Annotated in this window: 15 protein-coding genes; 7 read left to right on the forward strand and 8 right to left on the reverse strand. The window is 62.1% G+C overall.

Annotated features, from left to right (window positions below):
- Positions 1-7: 7 nt before the first annotated feature.
- Positions 8-1,294, forward strand: a complete 1,287-nt coding sequence (locus BN1724_RS09195; RefSeq protein ID WP_058235115.1) for an amidohydrolase family protein — start codon at positions 8-10, stop codon at positions 1,292-1,294.
- A 200-nt stretch (positions 1,295-1,494) separates the two neighbouring features.
- Entirely contained in the window at positions 1,495-3,144 is a 1,650-nt protein-coding gene (gene hutH, locus BN1724_RS09200) for a histidine ammonia-lyase (protein WP_084252930.1), read from the forward strand.
- A gap of 165 nt (positions 3,145-3,309) precedes the next feature.
- Here hutH and BN1724_RS09205 read toward each other — a convergent pair whose 3' ends face one another.
- Both BN1724_RS09205 and BN1724_RS09210 read right to left on the reverse strand, forming a co-directional pair.
- Positions 3,310-5,592 carry a hypothetical protein gene (locus BN1724_RS09205; protein ID WP_058235116.1) on the reverse strand — a complete coding sequence of 761 codons (2,283 nt, stop codon included), beginning with the start codon at positions 5,590-5,592 and terminating at the stop codon, positions 3,310-3,312.
- Positions 5,589-6,257, reverse strand: a complete 669-nt coding sequence (locus BN1724_RS09210) for an ABC transporter ATP-binding protein (protein ID WP_058235117.1) — start codon at positions 6,255-6,257, stop codon at positions 5,589-5,591. Before BN1724_RS09210 ends, BN1724_RS09205 begins: the two co-directional genes overlap by 4 nt.
- A 196-nt stretch (positions 6,258-6,453) precedes the next feature.
- On the opposite strand from BN1724_RS09210, the gene BN1724_RS09215 reads away from it, so the two are divergent.
- Positions 6,454-6,888, forward strand: a complete 435-nt coding sequence (locus BN1724_RS09215) for a VanZ family protein (protein WP_058235118.1) — start codon at positions 6,454-6,456, stop codon at positions 6,886-6,888.
- Positions 6,889-7,153: 265 nt separating this feature from the next.
- Positions 7,154-8,269 (forward strand): hypothetical protein, encoded by a 1,116-nt coding sequence (locus BN1724_RS09220; RefSeq protein ID WP_058235119.1) that lies wholly within the window; start codon positions 7,154-7,156, stop codon positions 8,267-8,269.
- Positions 8,270-8,373: 104 nt separating this feature from the next.
- Here BN1724_RS09220 and BN1724_RS09225 read toward each other — a convergent pair whose 3' ends face one another.
- From BN1724_RS09225 to BN1724_RS09245, 5 genes are all read right to left on the reverse strand, one after another.
- Positions 8,374-10,593, reverse strand: coding sequence for an iron ABC transporter permease (locus tag BN1724_RS09225; protein ID WP_058235120.1), 2,220 nt, complete (start codon positions 10,591-10,593; stop codon positions 8,374-8,376).
- Complete coding sequence (locus BN1724_RS09230; RefSeq protein ID WP_058235121.1) at positions 10,590-11,579, reverse strand: ABC transporter substrate-binding protein; 990 nt, start codon at positions 11,577-11,579, stop codon at positions 10,590-10,592. Before BN1724_RS09230 ends, BN1724_RS09225 begins: the two co-directional genes overlap by 4 nt.
- 110 nt (positions 11,580-11,689) lie before the next feature.
- On the reverse strand, positions 11,690-12,628 hold the full coding sequence (locus tag BN1724_RS09235; protein ID WP_231928211.1) for an ABC transporter ATP-binding protein: 939 nt from the start codon (positions 12,626-12,628) through the stop codon (positions 11,690-11,692).
- Positions 12,629-12,753: 125 nt separating this feature from the next.
- Positions 12,754-13,377, reverse strand: a complete 624-nt coding sequence (locus BN1724_RS09240) for a DUF417 family protein (RefSeq protein ID WP_231928212.1) — start codon at positions 13,375-13,377, stop codon at positions 12,754-12,756.
- A gap of 373 nt (positions 13,378-13,750) precedes the next feature.
- On the reverse strand, positions 13,751-15,352 hold the full coding sequence (locus BN1724_RS09245; protein ID WP_058235122.1) for a M81 family metallopeptidase: 1,602 nt from the start codon (positions 15,350-15,352) through the stop codon (positions 13,751-13,753).
- A 318-nt stretch (positions 15,353-15,670) separates the two neighbouring features.
- On the opposite strand from BN1724_RS09245, the gene BN1724_RS09250 reads away from it, so the two are divergent.
- From BN1724_RS09250 to BN1724_RS09260, 3 genes are all read left to right on the forward strand, one after another.
- Positions 15,671-16,513, forward strand: coding sequence for a sulfite exporter TauE/SafE family protein (locus BN1724_RS09250; protein WP_058235123.1), 843 nt, complete (start codon positions 15,671-15,673; stop codon positions 16,511-16,513).
- Between the two features lie 247 nt (positions 16,514-16,760).
- A complete protein-coding gene (locus BN1724_RS09255) occupies positions 16,761-17,729 on the forward strand; it encodes an ABC transporter ATP-binding protein (RefSeq protein ID WP_157085847.1) in 969 nt (322 codons plus the stop codon).
- Positions 17,729-18,505 carry an ABC transporter permease gene (locus BN1724_RS09260; protein WP_058235124.1) on the forward strand — a complete coding sequence of 259 codons (777 nt, stop codon included), beginning with the start codon at positions 17,729-17,731 and terminating at the stop codon, positions 18,503-18,505. Before BN1724_RS09255 ends, BN1724_RS09260 begins: the two co-directional genes overlap by 1 nt.
- Positions 18,506-18,546: 41 nt before the next feature.
- On the opposite strand, the gene BN1724_RS09265 is transcribed toward BN1724_RS09260, so the two are convergent.
- A complete protein-coding gene (locus BN1724_RS09265; protein WP_058235125.1) occupies positions 18,547-19,518 on the reverse strand; it encodes a sugar-binding transcriptional regulator in 972 nt (323 codons plus the stop codon).
- Between the last annotated feature and the right edge of the window lie 184 nt (positions 19,519-19,702).

Below are 19,702 nucleotides of genomic sequence, written 5' to 3' on the forward strand. Positions count from 1 at the left end.
AGGCCTGATGACCAGTGAGCTGATAACCGGGATTAGTGAGCTGACCACTCTCGATGCACCGCTGCACGACGCAAATATCGCCCCGGTTCTGCACGATGCCGCCATCGTCATCGACGACGGTTTAATTGCCTGGGTCGGACCCGCCGCGCACGCCCCCGCCGCTGATCGGCACACCGACCTGGAAGGCCGAGCCGTCTTGCCCGGGTGGGTGGACTCCCATACTCACCTCGTTTTCGATGGCGACCGGTCCGCAGAATTCGCGGCCCGGATGGCAGGGGAGTCGTACCAGGCCGGTGGTATTTCGGTCACCACCGACGCCACCCGATCAGCTAGCGATGACCGACTGGATGCGTTGATCACGGCACGCATCGACGAGGCGCGTCGAGGCGGTACCACCTATATCGAAACCAAAACCGGATACGGGCTGAGCATCGACCAGGAAGCGCGGGCTGCCCGCATAGCATCCCGCCACGCCGACGAGGTGACGTTCCTCGGAGCCCACCTAGTTCCCGACGGACAAGACGCCGACCTGTACACCGAGGACGTGGCCGGCCCCATGCTCGACGCAGTGATCACCGCCGCGGGAGAGTCTGGAGGGTCCCGACTGTTCTGGGCCGATGTGTTCTGTGAACGCGGCGCGTTCAATGAGACCCAATCCCATCGGGTCCTGACCGCAGCGAAGGCCGCAGGCTTGGGGCTTCGGGTTCACGGCAATCAACTTGGACCTGGGCCCGGGGTTCGGCTCGCGGTGGAATGCGGCGCTGCGAGCGTGGATCACGTGAACTATCTGAGCGATGGAGACGTCGATGCGCTCGCCGGGTCCGGGGGTGGGCACGCTGCCGACGGGGCTAGGGCGCAACCGGGTTGGGAAACCGTGGCGACGGTTCTGCCCGCCTGCGATCTGTCCACGCGGGCCCCGCTGGCCCCGGCGCGGCGCCTGTTGGATGCCGGGGTGAGCATCGCTCTTGCCTCCAATTGCAATCCGGGCACCTCCTATACGACGTCCATGTCATTTTGCGTGAGCACCGCCGTGTTGCAGATGGGGCTGTCCATCGCCGAAGCGGTGGCGGCGGCAACCCTCGGCGGGGCCAGAGCTCTGCGCCGGGACGCCGAATCGCTGGCAGCGCGCACCCATCCCGGCCCTGAACAGACCTGGGCTCCCATTGGCCGTATCACCCCCGGGCATCGCGCTGACCTTCATGTTCTTAATGCCCCCGCCGCGATTCACCTCGCCTACCGGCCAGGGATGCCGATGACGCACAGCGTGTGGCGGGCAGGCGAGCGCATCGTGTGAGCCCTAGGCGTTGGAGGCGGATCTGGCCGTGGACACAGATCGTGCCGTTGCCAGCGGGTCTGAACTTTACCGCGGGTCTGGCCTTTGCCCGTGGGGTCGGTCTCTGGCTACCGATCCGGTCTTCGGCCGCCGAGCTGACCCTCGGTAACCAATCCGACTCTTTCCCCGACCATTGACTCGATAAATCAGGAGAACGTTTGATGAACCAGCAGCCCACCCCGTCCCCCGACGTGCATCGAGACGGCCTGACTCCCGACATAGGAGGAGGCTGCCCGGGAGGAGGCCACCTGGGCTCCGATACAGCTGCTGCTGAGTCTGTCGTCCGCCTCGGGATTCAAGGGCTCACCGCAGCTGATGTGTTGGCCGTGGCGCGCGACGGGGCACGAGTTGAGCTGACCGAGGAATCCCGACGCACGGTAGCGCAGGTCCGCGCCCATATCGACGCCCTCGCCCACGCCGACCGCCCGGTCTACGGGGTGTCCACCGGGTTTGGTGCGCTCGCGAATAAACACATCCCGCCCAGTCAGCGCACCGCCCTGCAACGCTCACTAATCCGCTCACATGCGGCAGGCATCGGCCCCGAGGTAGAACGCGAGGTGGTGCGCGCCATGATGCTGCTGCGCGCCCGCACCCTGGCCTCAGGGCGAACCGGGGTGCGTCCCGAAGTCGTGGAGACCATGCTCGCCCTGCTAAACGCCGGGATCACGCCGATTGTGCACGAGTATGGTTCGCTCGGCTGCTCAGGCGACCTCGCCCCGCTCTCGCACTGCGCACTAGTTTTGATGGGAGAGGGACGGGCGCGCGATCAGGATGGACACGAACGACCCGTCGCCGACCTGCTTGCAGAACACGACATCACCCCGGTGGTGCTGGCCGAAAAAGAAGGCCTCGCGCTGATTAACGGCACCGACGGCATGCTCGGCCAGCTGCTCATGGCGATTGCTGACCTCGACCAACTAGTGCGGATAGCGGACGTGACCTGCGCATTCAGTGTGCAAGCGCTGCTCGGCACAGACGCGGTGTTCCGCCCTGAACTGCACGGCCCGCTGCGGCCTCATCCCGGCCAGAGCGCCTCAGCGGCCAACCTGTTTGCGCTCTTGCAAGGGTCGGGCATCGTGGAGGAGGTGCATCGCAGTGCCTCCCGGGTGCAGGACGCTTATTCACTGCGCTGCGCCCCACAGGTCGCCGGGGCAGTACGCGACACCCTCGAGCACGCCCGCACCGTGGCAACCCGTGAGCTCGCCGCGGCGATCGACAACCCGGTGGTGCTTGAAGACGGCACTGTCACCTCGAACGGGAACTTCCATGGCGCGCCGGTCGCCTATGTTCTGGACTTCCTGGCGGTAGCCGTTGCCGATTTGTCGTCCATTGCCGAGCGACGTACCGACCGCCTGCTCGACCCAGCACGCTCGCACGGCCTGCCCGCCTTCCTCGCGGATGACCCGGGTGTGGATTCAGGGCTCATGATCGCCCAGTACACGCAGGCTGCGTTGGTCGCAGAGAATAAACGCCTTGCGGTGCCGGCGAGCGTCGATTCGATTCCCTCCTCCGCGATGCAGGAGGATCACGTCTCGCTTGGCTGGCATGCCGCTCGCAAACTGCGCCTGGCGGTGGGGAATCTGCGTCGAGTGCTGGCAATTGAGCTGGTGGCGGCAGCGCGCGGGATGGATATGCGCTCGCCGCTCGCTCCGTCGCCCGCCACCGAAGCGGCCCTTAACCTGCTGCGCACGAGCGTGCCCGGCCCAGGGCCGGACCGTTTCCTCGCCCCGGATCTCGCATCCGCTGAATCGCTGCTGGCCACTGGTCGTCTGCTCGCTGAGGTGGAGCGGGTGCTCGGTCCTTTGGCTTAGACAGGTGTGCGGCGCGGGGTCGCCGGTGCCCGGGTCCTTTCGTGGACCCGGGCGGTTAGGGCATCTGGACTAACAAGGACGGGTGTTCGCGTGGGGCTGGAGCTGTGTGGTGTTCGCCTGATCGTGATTTGAATCAGGCCCTGCTGCTGCGCTGTGTCCGTCGGGTTAGTTGGTGGCTCCGGGTCGCCATTGGCGCAGGCGTTCGCGTTGGGTTATTACCGAGATGGCGGTCATGGCGAGGGCTGCGAGCAGGGGTAGTACGGTGGTGGCGATGACGTAGCCCGGCGGGAAGTAGCCGTTGATTGGTGGGAGGGTGAAGGGCAGTGTGGTCCAGTAGGCAACACCGATCCCAACCCCGATGGCGATGCACATTGGGATAAGGACTCGCGCCAGACTGATACTGATCAGCACGCCTGGTTTTGGACTCCACATGCTTAGCACGCCGGTACGGTCGCTAGAAGTACGAGAATCTCCGAGGATGCTGCCGCTGATCGCCAAAGCGAGCATAACTGCGGCTAAGGTTCCGTAAAACGGTAGCCAGCGCGCCTGCTCTAGGCGGCTATCTGAAAGGGCGCGTGCCTCTTGACCGGGGTCTGTGAGACCTGGTCCCGGAATGATGTGGCGGACAAGTTGCTGGCGAAAATGCTCGAATGGAATGGGCTGTTCGTTTAGGGATGTGAGGTAGTATGAAGCACTTCCTAGGTAATTGTGGTGATCTTTATGAGGAATTAAAGGGTCTTCAACGATGACTTCAAGCTTGGAAAATCCGTCGTTCGTGACGATGAGTTCTACTTCTCGGGACTTGGGAAATTGATCAACGGTGAGAGTGGTGTTCTGGCAGCTGAACACGATTTTCTGGAGTGTTGGGCACGTGCCGGTAATGATCGCATCTCCAGGGCGCTTCTGGGAGTCGGGCCGTTCAATTTTAAGGTAACCAAAGCGGTCATCGATCATTGCACGCAATGTTGTTTGAAGCTGGGGAATATTTTCCCACTCAACACGAGCGATGGTCCCACGGGAGAGATTTTCCTGGGTCAGTGCATGTTCTTCTGCGGTGTCGGTCATTGTGCTCATCACCATCACATGGCCAGTGAGAACGATGACCAGGGTCATGGCTGCTGTGAGTCGGCGAGTCGACTTTGCACCGTTAAGAACTTGGCGACCCCCGATGAGTAGGCCGGTGGCTCCGGTGTGGCGACCTATGGTCACAAGGACTCGGGCCGCGCCCGCGCAAAGGGATCCGATGAATGAGGGAATTGTTAATGCAACGAAAAAGATCCCCGTATAAGCAATCAGTGTGCGGGCGTAGTTGTCGGTGTGTTTCAGACTCCAGGTCACGAGCGTAACTAGTAAAAAACACGCGATGGGAAGTGCGGCGAGTTTCCACCAACGCTCGCGAAATGGCTTTCCGTGAAGGCGTGTGGACATGGCTGCTAGGCGGGTGCGATTAGTCCACCACACAATCCCGAAGCTGGTCATCCCTCCGAGTGCATAGAACCCGATAAGTAGGGGCAAGTTGGCCCGCATGTCCGCAGAGAGAATGGGGTAGCTGACATACGGTAGACGGACGTCAACTAAGCAGATGGTCGCTAGCACGGCGGTGGCAGCTAAGGCCCCCACCAACATGGGGCGTCGAGTAGCGCCAGCCACGAATGCCCTGCGTTGCGCCGCGTTGGCCCCCAGGATCGTCATGACAACTTGTTGTCGGTCGCGCTTTGAGGAACCGACGCGTGCGCCGGCGAGCATTAAGATGGTGGCGGGAAGGATCAAGAAGATAATCGCTAAACCGAGCGGTGTTTCAACCGGTGGAATCGAACTTATTCCTCCCGCATCTGCACTATTGAATGGCGAGATATCTGTAGGGGGCTTCCGGCCATTCAGGGGGTGCGCGGAAGATTCGTCGAAAGTTCCTGCTCGAGGTCGTATGTAGGCCAGTTTTTCGTCCGGTGAGATGAGCCCTTCGCGACCGATGGTTCCCGGTGCCCGTGTGCCATATCGTTGAACAGTAGTGTCACCTTCAGGGGACGCGGCTAAGGCGGGAGATAGCAGCACCTCGCCCGGTTCGGGCCACGAAGAGAGCCCAGGGGGTAATACTGAGTTAGGCCCCGGCGCGATAATCATCGCGATGAACGATGAATTAAGCGCGGTTACGTTTATGATTTTTAGCGCTCCCTCACCGGGAAGGGCGTAGCCTGCGGTGATGTCTGGGGACCTTTTGTAGTCTCGTTCAAGTCCTTCTTGGTATGCCGCCAAAATGATGCCGATAGCTGCGTAGGACAGGATCAGGAAGAACGTGGCCAAGGCGAGCAGGATTGAGGGTATGTGTCGGTCGGGGCGGGAGCGGTGGATGGTGCGCCCCAGGGTGTACCAGTAGCGTCGGTCTTCCCGGGCCGAGCGGGTTGCTGTTTTGGATGCCGCCTGGGGGTGATGTTTGGTTGCGGTGTTCATAGGGCATTGAGGTGGGCCGGGCCGTCTTCGGATGGCACAAGTTGGTAGACCGCGTCGGCTCGGTGTCCGAGGTCGAGGTCGTGGGTGACCATGAGGACTGCGCTTCCCCAACGCTCGGGGATGGACAGTATTAGATCCCCGACCATGTCTCGGAATTCGGTGTCGAGGGATCCGGTGGGTTCGTCGGCCAGCACAAGCTGGGGTTTGGTGATTAGCGCCCGGGCGATGGCTACGCGCTGTCGTTCGCCGCCGGATATGTCGCGGGTGAGGATGCCTGTGGTGGGAAGGGAAAGATCCTCGAGAAGTTTTTTAGCGGCGTCGAAAGCTTCGGTTCTGCTGGACCCGGACAGCAGAGCGGCTACTGCGACGTTCTCGATGGGTTCAAGTTCATCGATCAGTTCGCCGTGTTGGAACACCATGGAGACAGTGTGTCTTAGGTATTCCTGTTTTTGTTGCTTAGACATTTTCGAGACATCATCGCCATTGACTGTGATGACTCCTGTCGAGGGCTTAACGAGGCCGAGGATCGCGGATAGGAGGGATGATTTGCCGGACCCGGAACGCCCGATAATCGCAGCGCTTGTGCCTGGTTCCAGGTGCAAACTCGCCTTGTCGACGACAAGGCGGCGCCCATACTTAAGAGAAACTTCATCAACTTTCAGCACCGGCGCCGCATCCTGTCTCGGTGTGGAGTTCTTTGTGGCTTGGGGATGGCCCACGAAGCAGGCTGCTGCGACTTCGCGGGTCGTACCACCTAGCGTGACATGAGGGATTAACGAGTGATGCCGCCATCAGGGTAGAACATCCGACCTCTAGGGGCTTGCGAGTGAGCTTTCGCTTTGCTACCCGTACCATGAGTGCATGTCGGACTTCATCGCCCGTATTCCGCAGGAGCTGCGTGCCGTGGGCGCCTCAACCGTATGGCGGCTGGTGTTCGTGGCGGTGGCTATTGTGGCCAACGTCGGTTTTTACCTGCCTAAGGTGCCTGCGGTTCCGGGCGGCCTCACTATTCCGGGCTTGGACAAAGTTGTTCATGGTGTGGTGTTTGCGCTCACGGCGTGGGCTTTGCTGAGGATTCTTGCGCCGCGTCGTCGGTTCCCGGCGGGCTGGGTGGTGTTGCTGCTGCTGTGTCATGCGGGGGTTATCGAGTTGGTTCAGGGGTGGCTGTTGTCGGGGCGTTCGGCGGATGCTTGGGATGTTCTTGCCGATGTGGTCGGCATTGTGGTGGGAGTTGTCGGATGGCGTTTTGAGCAGGTGCGGCAGTGTTCGACCGAGTGGTCAGATATCCGCGAGTGACCGTGTCTGAAGCTGTGGAAATCCATATGTTTTGCGGGAGTGACGCCGTCACGTGACGTAAAGTTGCGGTATGTTGCTGTGGTGAACTGCAACAATTGCTGGGATAAACGCAGTTCTTTGGTGCGGAGTTCGGGGTACCTTTGATGGTTGCCTGAGCGCCAAATTTGGGTTGTGTTGGTAGGTACTGGTGTGCGTGCGGCGTACCCTGGTGGCTGACCTAGCGGTAGTTGAACAATGAGTCATCATTGAGGAAAGGACCCATCACGTGTCCTCGGAAGATGCCCATCCCCACGTGGGAGACCGGACACGCCATAGCCTGGCAGAACTTCTGATCTCCTGCGACGACCTGGACTTTAGCGTGGAGGGGGACGGCCATGACCGCGCGCTGAGAATTGCGCCCGTCGATGCTGCCCGCCTTGCCGCAAGACTAATGGACCAGGTTGCCGAGGCGATGGCGCAGCAGTATGAGATCCAACCTCCCGGCGCAGCCAAAGTGGCGACTCTGCGTCCGATCCCGTCACCACTGGACCTAGCGAAAACTCCGAGCCGCCACCGAACCCCGGGCTCTGACCAGGCGCAAGGCAAACATCACGACGATGATGCGCACGCTCCCTCGCCACTGGACCTCATGAAGGCGCTGGAAGAAAGCATCCGCCCCCGGGACGGACACCTACCGCCCAGCGCAAACTCCGGCGATGCGCACCAGCCCACCACGGCCCTCGGTGATGAACGCCCGAATCCCTTCAACAAGGCGTCGCACCCTGTGCTGGTGCGCAGTCCGCAGCGATCAGCCGCCCACGACGGTGCCCAGCGGTACGCCACCATTGAAAGCGGTGGCGAACTCACATTCCGCCGCACCGACCACATCGTGCCCCCGGAAAACCTGTACCGAGGTTTTGAAATTCTGCCCGGCGCCAGGGAATACGCTGACCGCTGCGGTTTCACCCTCGACCAAGTCGTCGAAGCGGCCTGCGAACCTGACGAAGAATGGCTATCGGATCGAGGTAGCGCGGATTACCGTCTCAAAGGGGATGTCTGCGCGGTCGTCGCCCACGACACTGGGTCGATCCTGTCCGTCTATTCCCGCTCCCGAGCCCTGCGTGACCAAGCCAGAGCTGAATCCACCGGTGTGCAGGTTGTCAGACGCTCTTACTCCGGAGGCCCCGGAAACCGTTATCCCACGACCAACTCTGATCTCATTGCTCGTTTGCGTCGGGCAGGGTTCGACGTGTCCTGGGGCAAGGGACATCCGAAAGTCACTCACCCTGATCATCCTGGCGAATCCATGCCGTTCCCGCTGACGCCCTCGGATGCGCGCGGAATGCGCAACACCGTCACCGACCTCAACCGCATCTTCGGGGTTGATCTTCGCGACGTCTAAGCCCGACGATCACGAACCATCGGTGTATCTGCTGTTCAAAGGCCGCAGCTCACCCCTGAACCCTGCAAAGCTTTCGACCCCGAAGGGCCGGCCTGCAAAGGCGTCTATCCTTTGCGCCCGGCCCGGTTCAGCCGCACCAGCAAGTACAGGAAATAGGGTGCGCCGATGACCGCGGTCGTGGTACCAGCAGGCAACTGCATTGGAGCGATCACAGTTCGCCCGATCACGTCGGCAACCACCACGAGCAGCGCGCCCAAAGCCGTTGCAAGAATCAGCAGCGGACGGTGCCGGGGGCCGACCAGCATTCGCGCAGCGTGAGGGGCGACGAGACCGACGAACGAGATCACCCCGACCACCGCGGTCGCAGTCGCTGCTAAGACCACTGCGAGAACGAGCGTCACCCAGCGCAAGGCACCCACCCGAACCCCGAGCACCCGCGGAGTGGTGGGGTCCAGCTGAACCAGGTCGAGCGCACGAGCAATGCCAAACGCGACAGCCACACCGATGGCAAGAACCACAGCGGCCACAATTACCCGGATTCCACTGGCACCGTACGAGGAACCAGAGAGCCAGGTCAACGCTTTGGCCTGATCCCACGGGTCAGTTCCCACGATGATCAGGGTGGTAATCGACAGAGCTGCGGTACCGACCCCAAGGCCAACTAATACCAAACGGGTGCTGCCGTCGCCGCCTCCGCTCACCCCAAGGCCCAGCACAATCGCCGCGGCAATAGCAGCCCCGATCAACGCACCGGTGATCACACCGCTGAAACCCGCAGACGGAACCAGAATGAGGGAGGTGATCGCACCGGTGCCTGCGGCCGCGCTCACCCCGAGCAGACTCGGATCCGCGAGGGGGTTGCGGGTTGTGGCCTGGACCAGCGCCCCGGAGAGCGCAAGCAGTCCTCCGGCCAGAGCCGAGACTCCCACCCGAGGCCACCGAGAATCGAGGATTAACTCGATGCGTCCGCTGGCCTGTCCTCGCAGCCAATTCACCACGTCACCGAGCAGAAGTTTCGCATCGCCCAGCAAAACCGCGATGAGGATCGCGACCACGGCTAACGCAATGCCGAGCGCAACGGTGCGTCGTGGCCCCCACCAGCGGTTGGTGGGCAGACCGCGAGAAGCTAGCAGCGCCGCCGAGTCTAAACCGACTGGACGCGCCCGCCCGAGCACGACCGCCAGCACAACCATCACCACGGCGCCAATCAAACTGGTGGCCACCCCGGTGGGTACTTCGAGTGCGCCCATAGCCCCAAGACCTGCCCGCAGGCCGACGTCGGCGCCGATTGAGATGAGCGTTCCCAGCAGCGCCGAGACGATAAAGAGCGGCGCGGTCAGCCGGAGCATCCGCAGCCGGGGGGCGAGCAGCCGTGCGACGACGGGGGCGACCAGACTGACAAAACCGAGTGGTCCCACCACGCTGACCGCCGCCGCGGCCAACAGCACCGCGCAGACCACGCTGATTGAACGCAGCAGCCCGACCCGGACGCCGAGCGTGCGCGCCGCGTCCTCTCCGAGTGACAGCACATCGAGCTGCCGAGACAGCAGGAAGATGACCGCGGCCACGACGATGGCTAGCGGAGTGATGCGGGCTAGCGGTCCCATACTGGACTGTGAAAGGGTCCCCGATGCCCACGCGTATAGCCCGGTGGTGCGCTCGGTGTTGAGCAGGATCAGCAGGCCGGTCAGGGAGGTGAGTCCCATGGTGAGGACGGTGCCGCCGAGCACCAGCCGCAGCGGGTCGCGGGCGCCGCGGGCGAGCATCATGACGATAAGAGCCGCAGCCATGCCGCCGCCGAAGGCGAGGATGGTCCCGCCGAGGGTTCCGACCCCGAACCCGGCCACCGCAGCGACGGTCAGGCAGAAATACGCTCCGGCATTGATCGCCAGGGTGTCGGCTGATGCCAGCGGGTTGCGCGAGAGACTCTGGAGGAGCGCACCTGACAGTCCGAGCATCGCCCCTACGATGATCCCGGCGAGCAGCCGGGGCACGCGGGTGGTGGTGATGATCGTGCTGGTCTGGGCGTCGGCAGTGCCCGTCAGGGTTTGCACCACGTCATTCCATCCGAGGTCAGAGGTGCCCTGGGAAAGGTGCACGATGCTGAGCGGAATGATCGCCAGTGTCAGCAGGGCAACGACCAGCACAAAGGGTATGAGCTCTCCCCGGCGCCGCGCCGGGTGATGATTGCGTCGCGCCGGGTGGTGGTCAGGGCGGCCGGTCTGGCCGCCTGTGGGTCGCACCGGGCTCGAGCACTGCGTGAGACCAGCTGAGCGGATGGAATCGGAGGGGTTGGTCAGGTTAGCTGCGGCGGCTGCGCTCACGCGTAGACGCCTACCAGCTGATCGATGAACATGCTCAAAGGCTTCGGGCCGCCGTAAATCCAAAGGCCCTGGGCTACGGGGTGGACGTCACCGCGTTTGACCGCGGGAATTGAGGTCCACACCGCGTTTTTGCTCAGATCGTTCTTGACGGGGTCGTTTGTCGGATCGGCCCAGTAAAAGATGCGGGTGTTCTCGGGAATCTTGGTGAGTGCTTCCAGATCCAAGGTGCCAAGGCCCCAGCCGTCGTCCCCCGGCTCATTCCACGCGTTCTTAAGTCCCGCTTTATTGGCGGCGGCTCCGGGCAGCGATCGGTTTCCATGCACGCGGAAGGTCACCTGACCACCGGTCACATAGGGGTAGATAAACAGGTAGGGCTGGTCAGCTGCGGGCGTGAGCTTGGCCTTCACCTGGTCGAGATGCTTGTCAAAGGCTGCGAGGTTTTCCTCGGCTTGAGCTTTCTTCCCGACGACTTCGCCGGTCACCAGGTGGTTTTGACGCATGAGGTCCAGGGGGCGGGTGGCATCGGCACCCTTCAGCAGCAACACCGGCGCGATCTTGCCCATTTGGTCCAGAGCATTGTCGGGAATAGATGCGTCGATTCCGAGAATGAGATCGGGGGCGAGCGCCGCCACCGCGTCGATACTCGGGGTGGTGCGCAACCCGACATCTTTCATCCCCGCAGGCAGAGGGTTAGCTTTGCCCGCCCACTCGCCGTAGCCCTTGATATCGGTGATGCCGATCAGCGGGCCGCCGACAGACAGCACGTCGTCGACGCTGCTCCATTCGAGCGCGACAACCTTGGTGGCGGGCTTGGGAAGGGTGACATCTTTGCCTTTGACATCCTCCACAGTGATGGGTCCGCCTCCGCTACTGGATGCGGCAGGCGCATCCTTGGCAGGTTCGGTAGTGCCGCAGGCGGCAAGTCCGAGGCCGAGCAACGGAACGGTGGTGCCAAAGCGGATGAGAGAGCGGCGGGACAGTGACATGGTGCCTCCAGGGCTACGAGTGGGGGAGAGGGGATACGTGCAATGGGTTGTAATGCAGTCGTTAACGGTGCGCTGACCTGCTCAAAGTGCGGTTGTCGGTGTGGTTTAGTTCATGCGGCACCGAGTGTGGCGGCATGCTGAGCGGTGGGGGTGTTGTCGTCGAGATGGGCGAGGGCACCGAGCAGGTCGATGCGCAGCAGGCCGGTGGTTTCGTGGGTGCTGACGTCGACGTCGACGCCGTACACCTCCCGAAGGCGGTCAGCCGTAAGGACCTCGCGGGGGGATCCGGTGGCGACGACCCGCCCCTCGCACAGTAGGACGATGTCGTCGGCGACAGCGGCGGCTTGTTGCAAGTCGTGCAAAACAATGCCGACAGCCAGGTGACGGCTGCGGGCGAGGGAACGGACCAGGCGCAGGAGCTCAACTTGGTGGCGCAAGTCGAGGTGGTTGGTGGGTTCGTCCAACAGCAGGATGTCGGTGTCTTGGGCGAGGCATGAGGCCAGCCAAACCCGCTGCATCTGGCCACCGGACAGGGTGTCAACGGGGCGGTGAGAAAGATCGGTGAGTCCGGTTGCCTCGAGCGCGCCGGCGATGGCGGCAGGTCCGTGTGGGTCGCGGGAGGTGAAGCGGGAGCGGTGCGGGTGCCGTCCGAATGCGACGACGTCTTGGACGGTGAAACCGCCCGGGGTGGGGCGGTTTTGTGAGAGCAGTGTTAAGTGGGTGGCGAGTTCGCGCGGCGAGAGGTCGCTAATGCTGCGTCCGCCGAGTTCAACGCGACCTGTCTGGGCTCGGTGCAGGCCTGACATGGCGCGCAGCAGCGTGGATTTTCCACTTCCGTTGGGCCCGATGAGGACCGTGACTCGGCCGCGCTGGATGCTGGCGTCGACGTCGTGAACAACTCGGGTGCCGTCGTAGGCCAGGCATACCGAGCGCGTGCCGAGGGGGGTTTCGGAGGTCTGTTCACCCGTGGACGGGGCAGATTGGGCCGCATTGTGCGCCTGCGCTGAGGCGCGGTCGCGCGACGGCTCAGAATTCCGAAACATTGTCATCACGGAAACGAAATTAGGGCCACCTTAGTTTCTGCGCAAGCACTGGGTCACTGAGGTGGGACGGATCACTTAAGGCCCCGGGGTGCATGTGGTGCGTGTGGGGCATGCGGGGCGTCGGGTGTGGGTTATGCGCTCGCGGTGGCGGTATCGCTGAGGTTCGATGCAGCTTTTGCCTGACGACGGGCGAGCAGCAGTCGGGCCGAATCGCTTGCGACCCACAGGGATGCCCCGAGCATGATCGCGTCCTTAATGACTAGGCGTCCTGCTCCGGACAGGAACGGGAAGCCGTGGGTTTCGGCACCGAGGTTGGGTACCCAGGCTTCGGGGGTGGTGACCAGGAAGGATAGGGTGACCAGGCTCATGCCGGTGAGCAGCAGGCCGCCGATCATGCTGAACCACGGGTTGATCCATCCGGCGGCGATCAGAAGGCCGAGCAGCACGATAATTGCACCGATGAACAGTGCTGTCGGGTAGGTGCCGGCGGCCTCATGCCAGGCTCGGTTGGTGGGGTTCAGCGCGCCTTCGGGGTTCTTGTGCTGGCGATACTGTTCGGGGTTTGTCAGCATCCAGCTGAAGAAGGGGCTGTTTGCTACGAACGGTACAATGCCGTCGGCTTCGTAGCGGGCCAGTTTCAGCAATCCGATCCACAGTGTGACCACGATTAATCCCACGCGGGTCAGGTGTGCGCCGAGACGGTCTAGGTGGGCGATGAAGGCAAGTAAAGGGTTCGATGTTGTGGTGGCGGGCACGATAAAGCTCCGATCGGTGTGTTTGCTGCGCTTTGGGGGCGCTACTGCATCGTTGGCAAGGACAGAGAATAGAGAATAATGATTCTCCACCGCGGTACACCTTAGCCCGGCACGTCGGGACCGTCGAATGGGACGGCGACCCTCGAAACGGATCCCCATCAGCTAAAAGGGTGCTGACCACTGAAAGGGAAACCAACGCTGATTCAGCACCTAAATGCCCGGCGATACTCTGCCTCAGTGCCTCAGTGCCTCAGTGCCTCAGTGCCTCAGTGCCTCAGTGCCTCAGTGCCTCAGTGCCTCAGTGCTGCCGCTCCGCCGCCGTGTTGCCCATGTCGCCGTGTTGCCCCTGTCGCCCCACCGTGCCGACGAGGTCTCACCAACCCCGAACAATATCCGCGTCGCCGGGCTCAGGGATCTCAGGATCGAACGGAATCATGGGGCGAGCGATCTGCCGATGACCCAGTCGCCTAAGGTTTTGATCCACCCCACCCGGCGTCAGTGCCATCATCCAACCCTGCTGCACGGCAAAGAGATCCGGCTCCAAATACCCCATCTTCACCACGACGAGATCGTAATCCCCTGGATCGACACCGAGACGCGAAAACATCTCCGCCTTGCCGTATTGAGCCCGGCGGGAGGTCAGCACCAAGTCCAGGCCCGTTGGCGCCTCACGATCCGCCGAGATGCTGGATTCCAAGGGAGCCCCGACGCCATCTGAGCTAGCCCTGCACGTCGGTTTAGCGATATCTGCCGATAAGTGATGGCCTGGTTGAGGGCAATCAGCCCGGGCCAAGACATTGAGCCGGACCGCCGGGCCAGTGTCGGGGGCCTCAGAACGCGCCACCACCCGGGCCCTCAACGGCACTGGACCTGGGGGACGCGAATCGATCCGACCGCCGACCGTAAATGTTCCGTCTCCACCTTCCGGGAGGTCCCACGCGTGCTGCACAGTGACTGGATCCACCAGCGAGACCACTAACACCGTCGTCGCACCCGACCGGACCTCGTCGCGGCGCAAAAGCGCGTCCAGCGCCACCGTGACATCGTCGGCGCCGCCCGCTCCCGGATTATCTCCGGAATCAGAAATGAAGAATGGTCGCTGAGACGATGCCATCGCGATATCCAGGCACTCCTCGATACTGGCCGTCGGAGCGACGAAGGCAAACTCGTGCCGAGCCCGCCACACGGCCCGGGCGAGGTGCAGGGCTGCCGCATCCACCGCGTCGCGGTCGAATCCGACGGCAGCGACCGCAGCCTGGCAGCGCGGTTCATCGGCCCAAGCAAACCCGATCCAGTACGAGACATCCATAACCCCGTCCTGTGCAGCCAGGTGCGGGATCTCCGCGTACAGCGACGCAGCAGGCTCGACCCGGGTCGATGTTATTTCGCCAGGCAGCAGGATCGGGACGTGGACGAGGGCCTTGTAGGGTCGAACCGGGTATGAGTCGATAGCCGCCAGGAGATTTCGCACCGCGCGCTCGCGGGTCTCCTGCACATCGACGTGCGGGGCCGTGCGGTAACAGGTCAGCAGGTCACAACCGTTAAACAGCGTATGCGACACATTCCCGTGCAGGTCCATTGATGCCGACACCATCACGTCTTTACCGATGACCTGGCGAATCGCAGTGATCAGGTCGCCCTCGGCGTCGAGCATCCCTTCGACCGCCATCGCGCCGTGAATATCGAAAAAGAGACCGTCCAAAGGCTGGTGCTCCTGTGCAACGGCCAGCCCTGAGCAGATTTCGTCTCGCCAAGCCAGGTAATCCTCACGCACAACCTGCCCACCTGGCAGGGCGCGAGCATGCATAATTCCGACCCAATCAGCCGCATCCCTCAGCGGACCCGATAGAAGCGGGTCCTGTTCGAGCAGCTGTTGCCCCCTGCGGATCGAAAAGTCACGGGCGCGAGAACGATGGGGTGTGAAGGTGCTGGATTCGATATGCAATCCGCATACCACAATTCGGGGGCGTGGCATCACAGCTCCTGCCGAGGTGAAGGGTCCGAGCCGCCGCATGCTCAGGCAGAGTGCGGGCGTGAGAACATCGGTGACTGCTTATAGCTTTGCGGGCAGAAGCAGGACCTGCAAGAGTGTGGGCGACCTGCGTGAACACGATGAGGAGGAGCATCGCCAGGAGCAGGACCTGCACGAGTGCGAACCGGACGCGCCAGGTTAAGCGGAGGTAAGGCGAGGTCCCTGCCATTTGTTGTCTACCATAGGGCTGAATGTCCATCTCGTTCCCGGCGCGGTCGGCGACTCAGTGAATGGGCACCATCGGCTCGGGAGACCAATCGCATGGAAATTGCCATTGCATCGATTTTCGTCGGCCTTGCGATTGGACTTGTCGTAGGCACGCTCGGGGCGGGTAGTGTGTTTGCGGTACCGGTTCTCGTCTACATCCTGGGTCAGAATCCGCATGCCGCATCGGTGAGCTCTCTTCTCATCGCCCTGGCGACGGCACTGACCAGCATTGTGCATCACGCCCGCAGCAAGCACGTGGTGTGGGGGCGCGGATTGGTGTATGGCCTGATCAGCATTATTGGCGCCTTCGTGGGGTCGCGCTCGGCACTGCTGATTCCGGGATGGCTGCTGATGGTGCTGTTTGGCCTGATGCTGCTGACGGTGGCCGTTCTCATGGGGTACAAAGGCATCTCGCTCAGACGCAAGGAATCAGCAGCGGCATCCCTGGTGCGGGTGCCAGAGGCTGGGGGGTCTGTCCCTGACGCTCCGGATGCCCCTGTGAGCATGAAAGCCGCACCTACCTCAATTTCGATAGTGAAGGTGGCTCTCGCGGCGCTCTGCACCGGGTTTCTCACCGGGTTCTTCGGGGTCGGCGGAGGCTTCGTCGTGGTTCCGATGCTGGTGCTGGTTTTGGGTCTTGACATTAAGAAGGCGTCCGGTACCTCGTTGCTGGTGATGGTGATTGCCTCCGCGAGCAGCCTGATATCACGGATCGGGACCAATGTCGTCATTGACTGGCAAGTTACAATTTTGTTCACTGTGGGCTCCGCGGTTGGGGGGCTGCTCGGTGGGCCACTGTCGGCAAAAGCCAGGCCGTCAACCCTCACCCTGCTGTTTAGTGTGCTCCTGACCGTGGTGTCGGTGTTTACCCTGATTCAAAACGCTTTAGGGAACTGAGGAGGCCGGTCACTGCCGTATCCTCGGCGGTGGCGCTCGCCGCTTGGAGTGGACGCCGGTGTCGCCGAGGTCCTCCCGTCGCAATGTGGTTTCTAGGTCGCATTGGTTTCTAGGTCGCACAACTACATACCGTGAACAGGCATCCCGCACTGCTGAGGGATGCAGCTGAGTAATCGCCCCTCTGGAGAAGGAATGGTGAATGATGGTTACACAACCTGCTAGACACCGAAGTTCCCGTAATACGGATATGGTCGCCACGCTTCGCCACGCGGTGAAAACATATAACGGCATAAATGTTGTGGACGGCGTTGATCTGTCGCTTCAGGCAGGGAAGACAACTGTTCTGGTTGGCCCCAACGGGTCGGGTAAAACCACAACCATGGAGATGCTGGTCGGATTGCGCCGGCTCACCTCTGGTCAGGCGCAGATTGCCGGGATTCCCGTCGTTCCCGCTGGCGAGCACCGGTATCACGTCGGTGTTCAGCTGCAAAGTTCGGGGCTTCCCGCGAAGATTAAGGTGATTGAGGTTATTCGATCCACCGCCTGTCTCTACGCGAACCCTGCAGATTGGCGGGATATGGCCGAACGGTTGGGCGTTGATGCCTTTCTGAAAGCGACTGTCGACAATTTGTCGGGCGGGCAGCGGCGGCGCCTCGACATTTTGTGTGCGGCGCTCGGCAGGCAGCCGGTGTTGGTTCTCGATGAACCGACCAGCGGGGTCGATCCGGAAGGTCGAGCGATTGTCTGGGATTTCGTGCGTTCGTTGAGCGCTCAGGGAGTGGCTGTTTTAGCGTCAACGCACGACATGGCAGAAGCTGAAGCGTTCGCCGATGAATTGCTGGTGATGGCCGCTGGGAAGATCCGTCTGTCTGGGTCGGTGTCGGAGGTGATGTCGGCCTTAGACGGTGACCAACGGTTGCGTATCGCAAGTCCTCCGCCACCCGTTGTGGAGCTTGTAGCTACATCGGGCAGGCCGTATGGCCGCAGCGGAAGTTCGCTGGTGGTAATCGGTAATTCTCAGCAGATGGCATCGCTTGCCGCGCAGATCCAGTCTGTTGCTGGGGAGGGCAACCTCGACGTTTTGCATGGGCCTATGCGGCTAGAAGACGTGTTCTCCGTGGTCATGAACAACCTTGAGTCAGGGAAAGAATCGGACGGCGCGATAGGCGATGAGACCGTCGAGGACGCACACACATTACGAGTTGAGGAGCGATAATGTCGGCTCAAACCCTCGCCGGACGTCGGGGCCGCATGATCGGCAGTTGGTATCGTCAAGAACTTCTTCTTCTGATCCGTGAACCCGTGGCGATATTTTTCTCCCTGGCATTCCCGCTCGTGATCTATGTGTTTATAGGTATGCCGTACGCCAATGAGGTCTTGCCGGATACTCAGTCGCGATTTATCGACGTGATGTTTCCGTCGCTGGTTGGAACCGTGTCGGCTAATCTCTTGCTGATGGGTCTTCCTATTTACATCGCCGAGTTGCGCACCCGCCAGGTGGATAAGCGCTATCGGTCTATACCGCTGCCGGGAAGTGTTTTCGGTGTTGCGGTGGTGTTGTCGATGCTCACGCTGACCGCATTGGCATCCGCGGTGATCATCTTGGTGGTCGGGCTTCGGCATGGTCTGCGGTCGGAGAGTGTTGATCCGATCTTCCTGCTGCTGAACCTCGGCTTAATTGCGTTCCTGTGCGCGGCCGGGTTTTTCTTGGGCACTCTTCCGTTTGGATCTCGCACAATTCAGGCAGCCAGTGCCGCTGTTTTCTTTATTCTTTTCTTCGGTTCGGGGGCCGCGGCGCCGTTGGATGCGCTTCCCTCGATTGTTCAAAACATCCTCGAATGGAATCCGCTGAAGGTCTGGTTTGATGCGCTGGTCAGTGTTTACACCGGTTCCGGCCTGCCGGGTGACAGCGTATGGAAGATGTGTCTGACCCTGGTCGTGGGGTGTGTGCTGGGGTTGATCGGTCTGCGCAATTGGCGCCGGGTTGAGTAACTGCCCGCCATAGCTCTTTGCCAGACGGCTAATCAGCGATGCTAGACCGCTGCTCGGTCGGATGAGGTCAGCAACATCCGGGCGGTGATGTCGTCCACCACGATGTCGGTGGCGACTCCCGCCATGAGCGCTGCCTTCAGAGCGGGAACCTTCTTGGCGCCGCTGACCACCAGCACGCGGCGTGGAATGTGGCAGAGCGCCTCGGGCGAGGGGCCAGAGCAGCGGGCATTGATATCGACGTCTTGCCAGGTGCCGTCTTCCTGCAGGAAAACGGTGCAAATATCTCCGACGACTCGCTGCCGGCGCAGCCGGTCGAGGTCTGTTTTTTCGAGATACCCGGAGGCGTACACGTGGGAGGGCACCCCGGAGGTAAAGGTTCCCACCCCGAATACCGCGAGGTGTGCTCGTGATTGCAGGTCGAGGATGCGGCGGGTAGATCGTTCGCGCCACAGTGCCTGTTTGGTTTCGACGTGGTCGAAGAAGGCGGGTACGGCGAAGTGGTGGGGTTGGGCGTCGTAGGCGCGGGCGAACTGGGAAATTACCCAGGAGGCGTGACCGAGCCCGCCGCCTTCTGTGTTGACCGCGCCGTTCAGCTGGACCACGGTGACCCCTGTTTCGGGTCGCGGGGTGAGTGCCCGGGCGACGGCGGCCATCGTTGTTCCCCAGGCGAGGGCGATTGTCATATCGGGGGCGATGAGCTGGTCCATGAGCTTGGCGGTGTCGGTAGCTACCCGCTCCATGCGTTCGCGGTCGGAGAGCTCGTTGGGCACGGTGGTGATGTGCACGCGCACGCCCCAGATTTCGGCGAGTTCCTGGCATAGGCGGGAGGCGTCGTGCCCGGGCGGTTTCAGTGTGATTTGGACGATTCCGCTGTCCCGGGCGTCGCGCAGCAGGCGGGAGACGGTGGAGCGCGATACGCGCAGGCGGGAGGCGATGGCTTCCATGGTGTCGCCGTCGCTGTAGTACATCTGTGCAGCGGTGTAGGCGTCGTCCTGGCGTGACCTGCGACTCATCACCCTATCATGTCACGAAAACTGCACGAACGTGCATTCGGTCGCGCCAGATTGCACAGATGCAGCATTATTGGGGACATAGGTCCCGCTAGTGCCCGCGCCTTGAGGCGTGGGCACCCTGCTGGCGGTCCACCCATTAACGTCCACGATGTCCACCGGCAGATTTACCGCGCGGCCCGCGCCG

The sequence above is a fragment of the Devriesea agamarum genome, assembly GCF_900070355.1.
Taxonomy (GTDB): Bacteria; Actinomycetota; Actinomycetes; order Actinomycetales; family Dermabacteraceae; genus Devriesea; species Devriesea agamarum.

What these genes read in the sequence shown, in the direction of transcription:
- BN1724_RS09195 (WP_058235115.1), top strand. Translation starts at nt 8, where the DNA reads ATGACCAGTGAGCTGATAACCGGGATTAGTGAGCTGACCACTCTCGAT.
- hutH (WP_084252930.1), top strand. Translation starts at nt 1,495, where the DNA reads ATGAACCAGCAGCCCACCCCGTCCCCCGACGTGCATCGAGACGGCCTG.
- BN1724_RS09205 (WP_058235116.1), bottom strand. Translation starts at nt 5,592, where the DNA reads ATGAACACCGCAACCAAACATCACCCCCAGGCGGCATCCAAAACAGCA.
- BN1724_RS09215 (WP_058235118.1), top strand. Translation starts at nt 6,454, where the DNA reads ATGTCGGACTTCATCGCCCGTATTCCGCAGGAGCTGCGTGCCGTGGGC.
- BN1724_RS09230 (WP_058235121.1), bottom strand. Translation starts at nt 11,579, where the DNA reads ATGTCACTGTCCCGCCGCTCTCTCATCCGCTTTGGCACCACCGTTCCG.
- BN1724_RS09235 (WP_231928211.1), bottom strand. Translation starts at nt 12,628, where the DNA reads ATGACAATGTTTCGGAATTCTGAGCCGTCGCGCGACCGCGCCTCAGCG.
- BN1724_RS09245 (WP_058235122.1), bottom strand. Translation starts at nt 15,352, where the DNA reads ATGCCACGCCCCCGAATTGTGGTATGCGGATTGCATATCGAATCCAGC.
- BN1724_RS09250 (WP_058235123.1), top strand. Translation starts at nt 15,671, where the DNA reads ATGGAAATTGCCATTGCATCGATTTTCGTCGGCCTTGCGATTGGACTT.
- BN1724_RS09255 (WP_157085847.1), top strand. Translation starts at nt 16,761, where the DNA reads ATGGTCGCCACGCTTCGCCACGCGGTGAAAACATATAACGGCATAAAT.
- BN1724_RS09260 (WP_058235124.1), top strand. Translation starts at nt 17,729, where the DNA reads ATGTCGGCTCAAACCCTCGCCGGACGTCGGGGCCGCATGATCGGCAGT.
- BN1724_RS09265 (WP_058235125.1), bottom strand. Translation starts at nt 19,518, where the DNA reads ATGAGTCGCAGGTCACGCCAGGACGACGCCTACACCGCTGCACAGATG.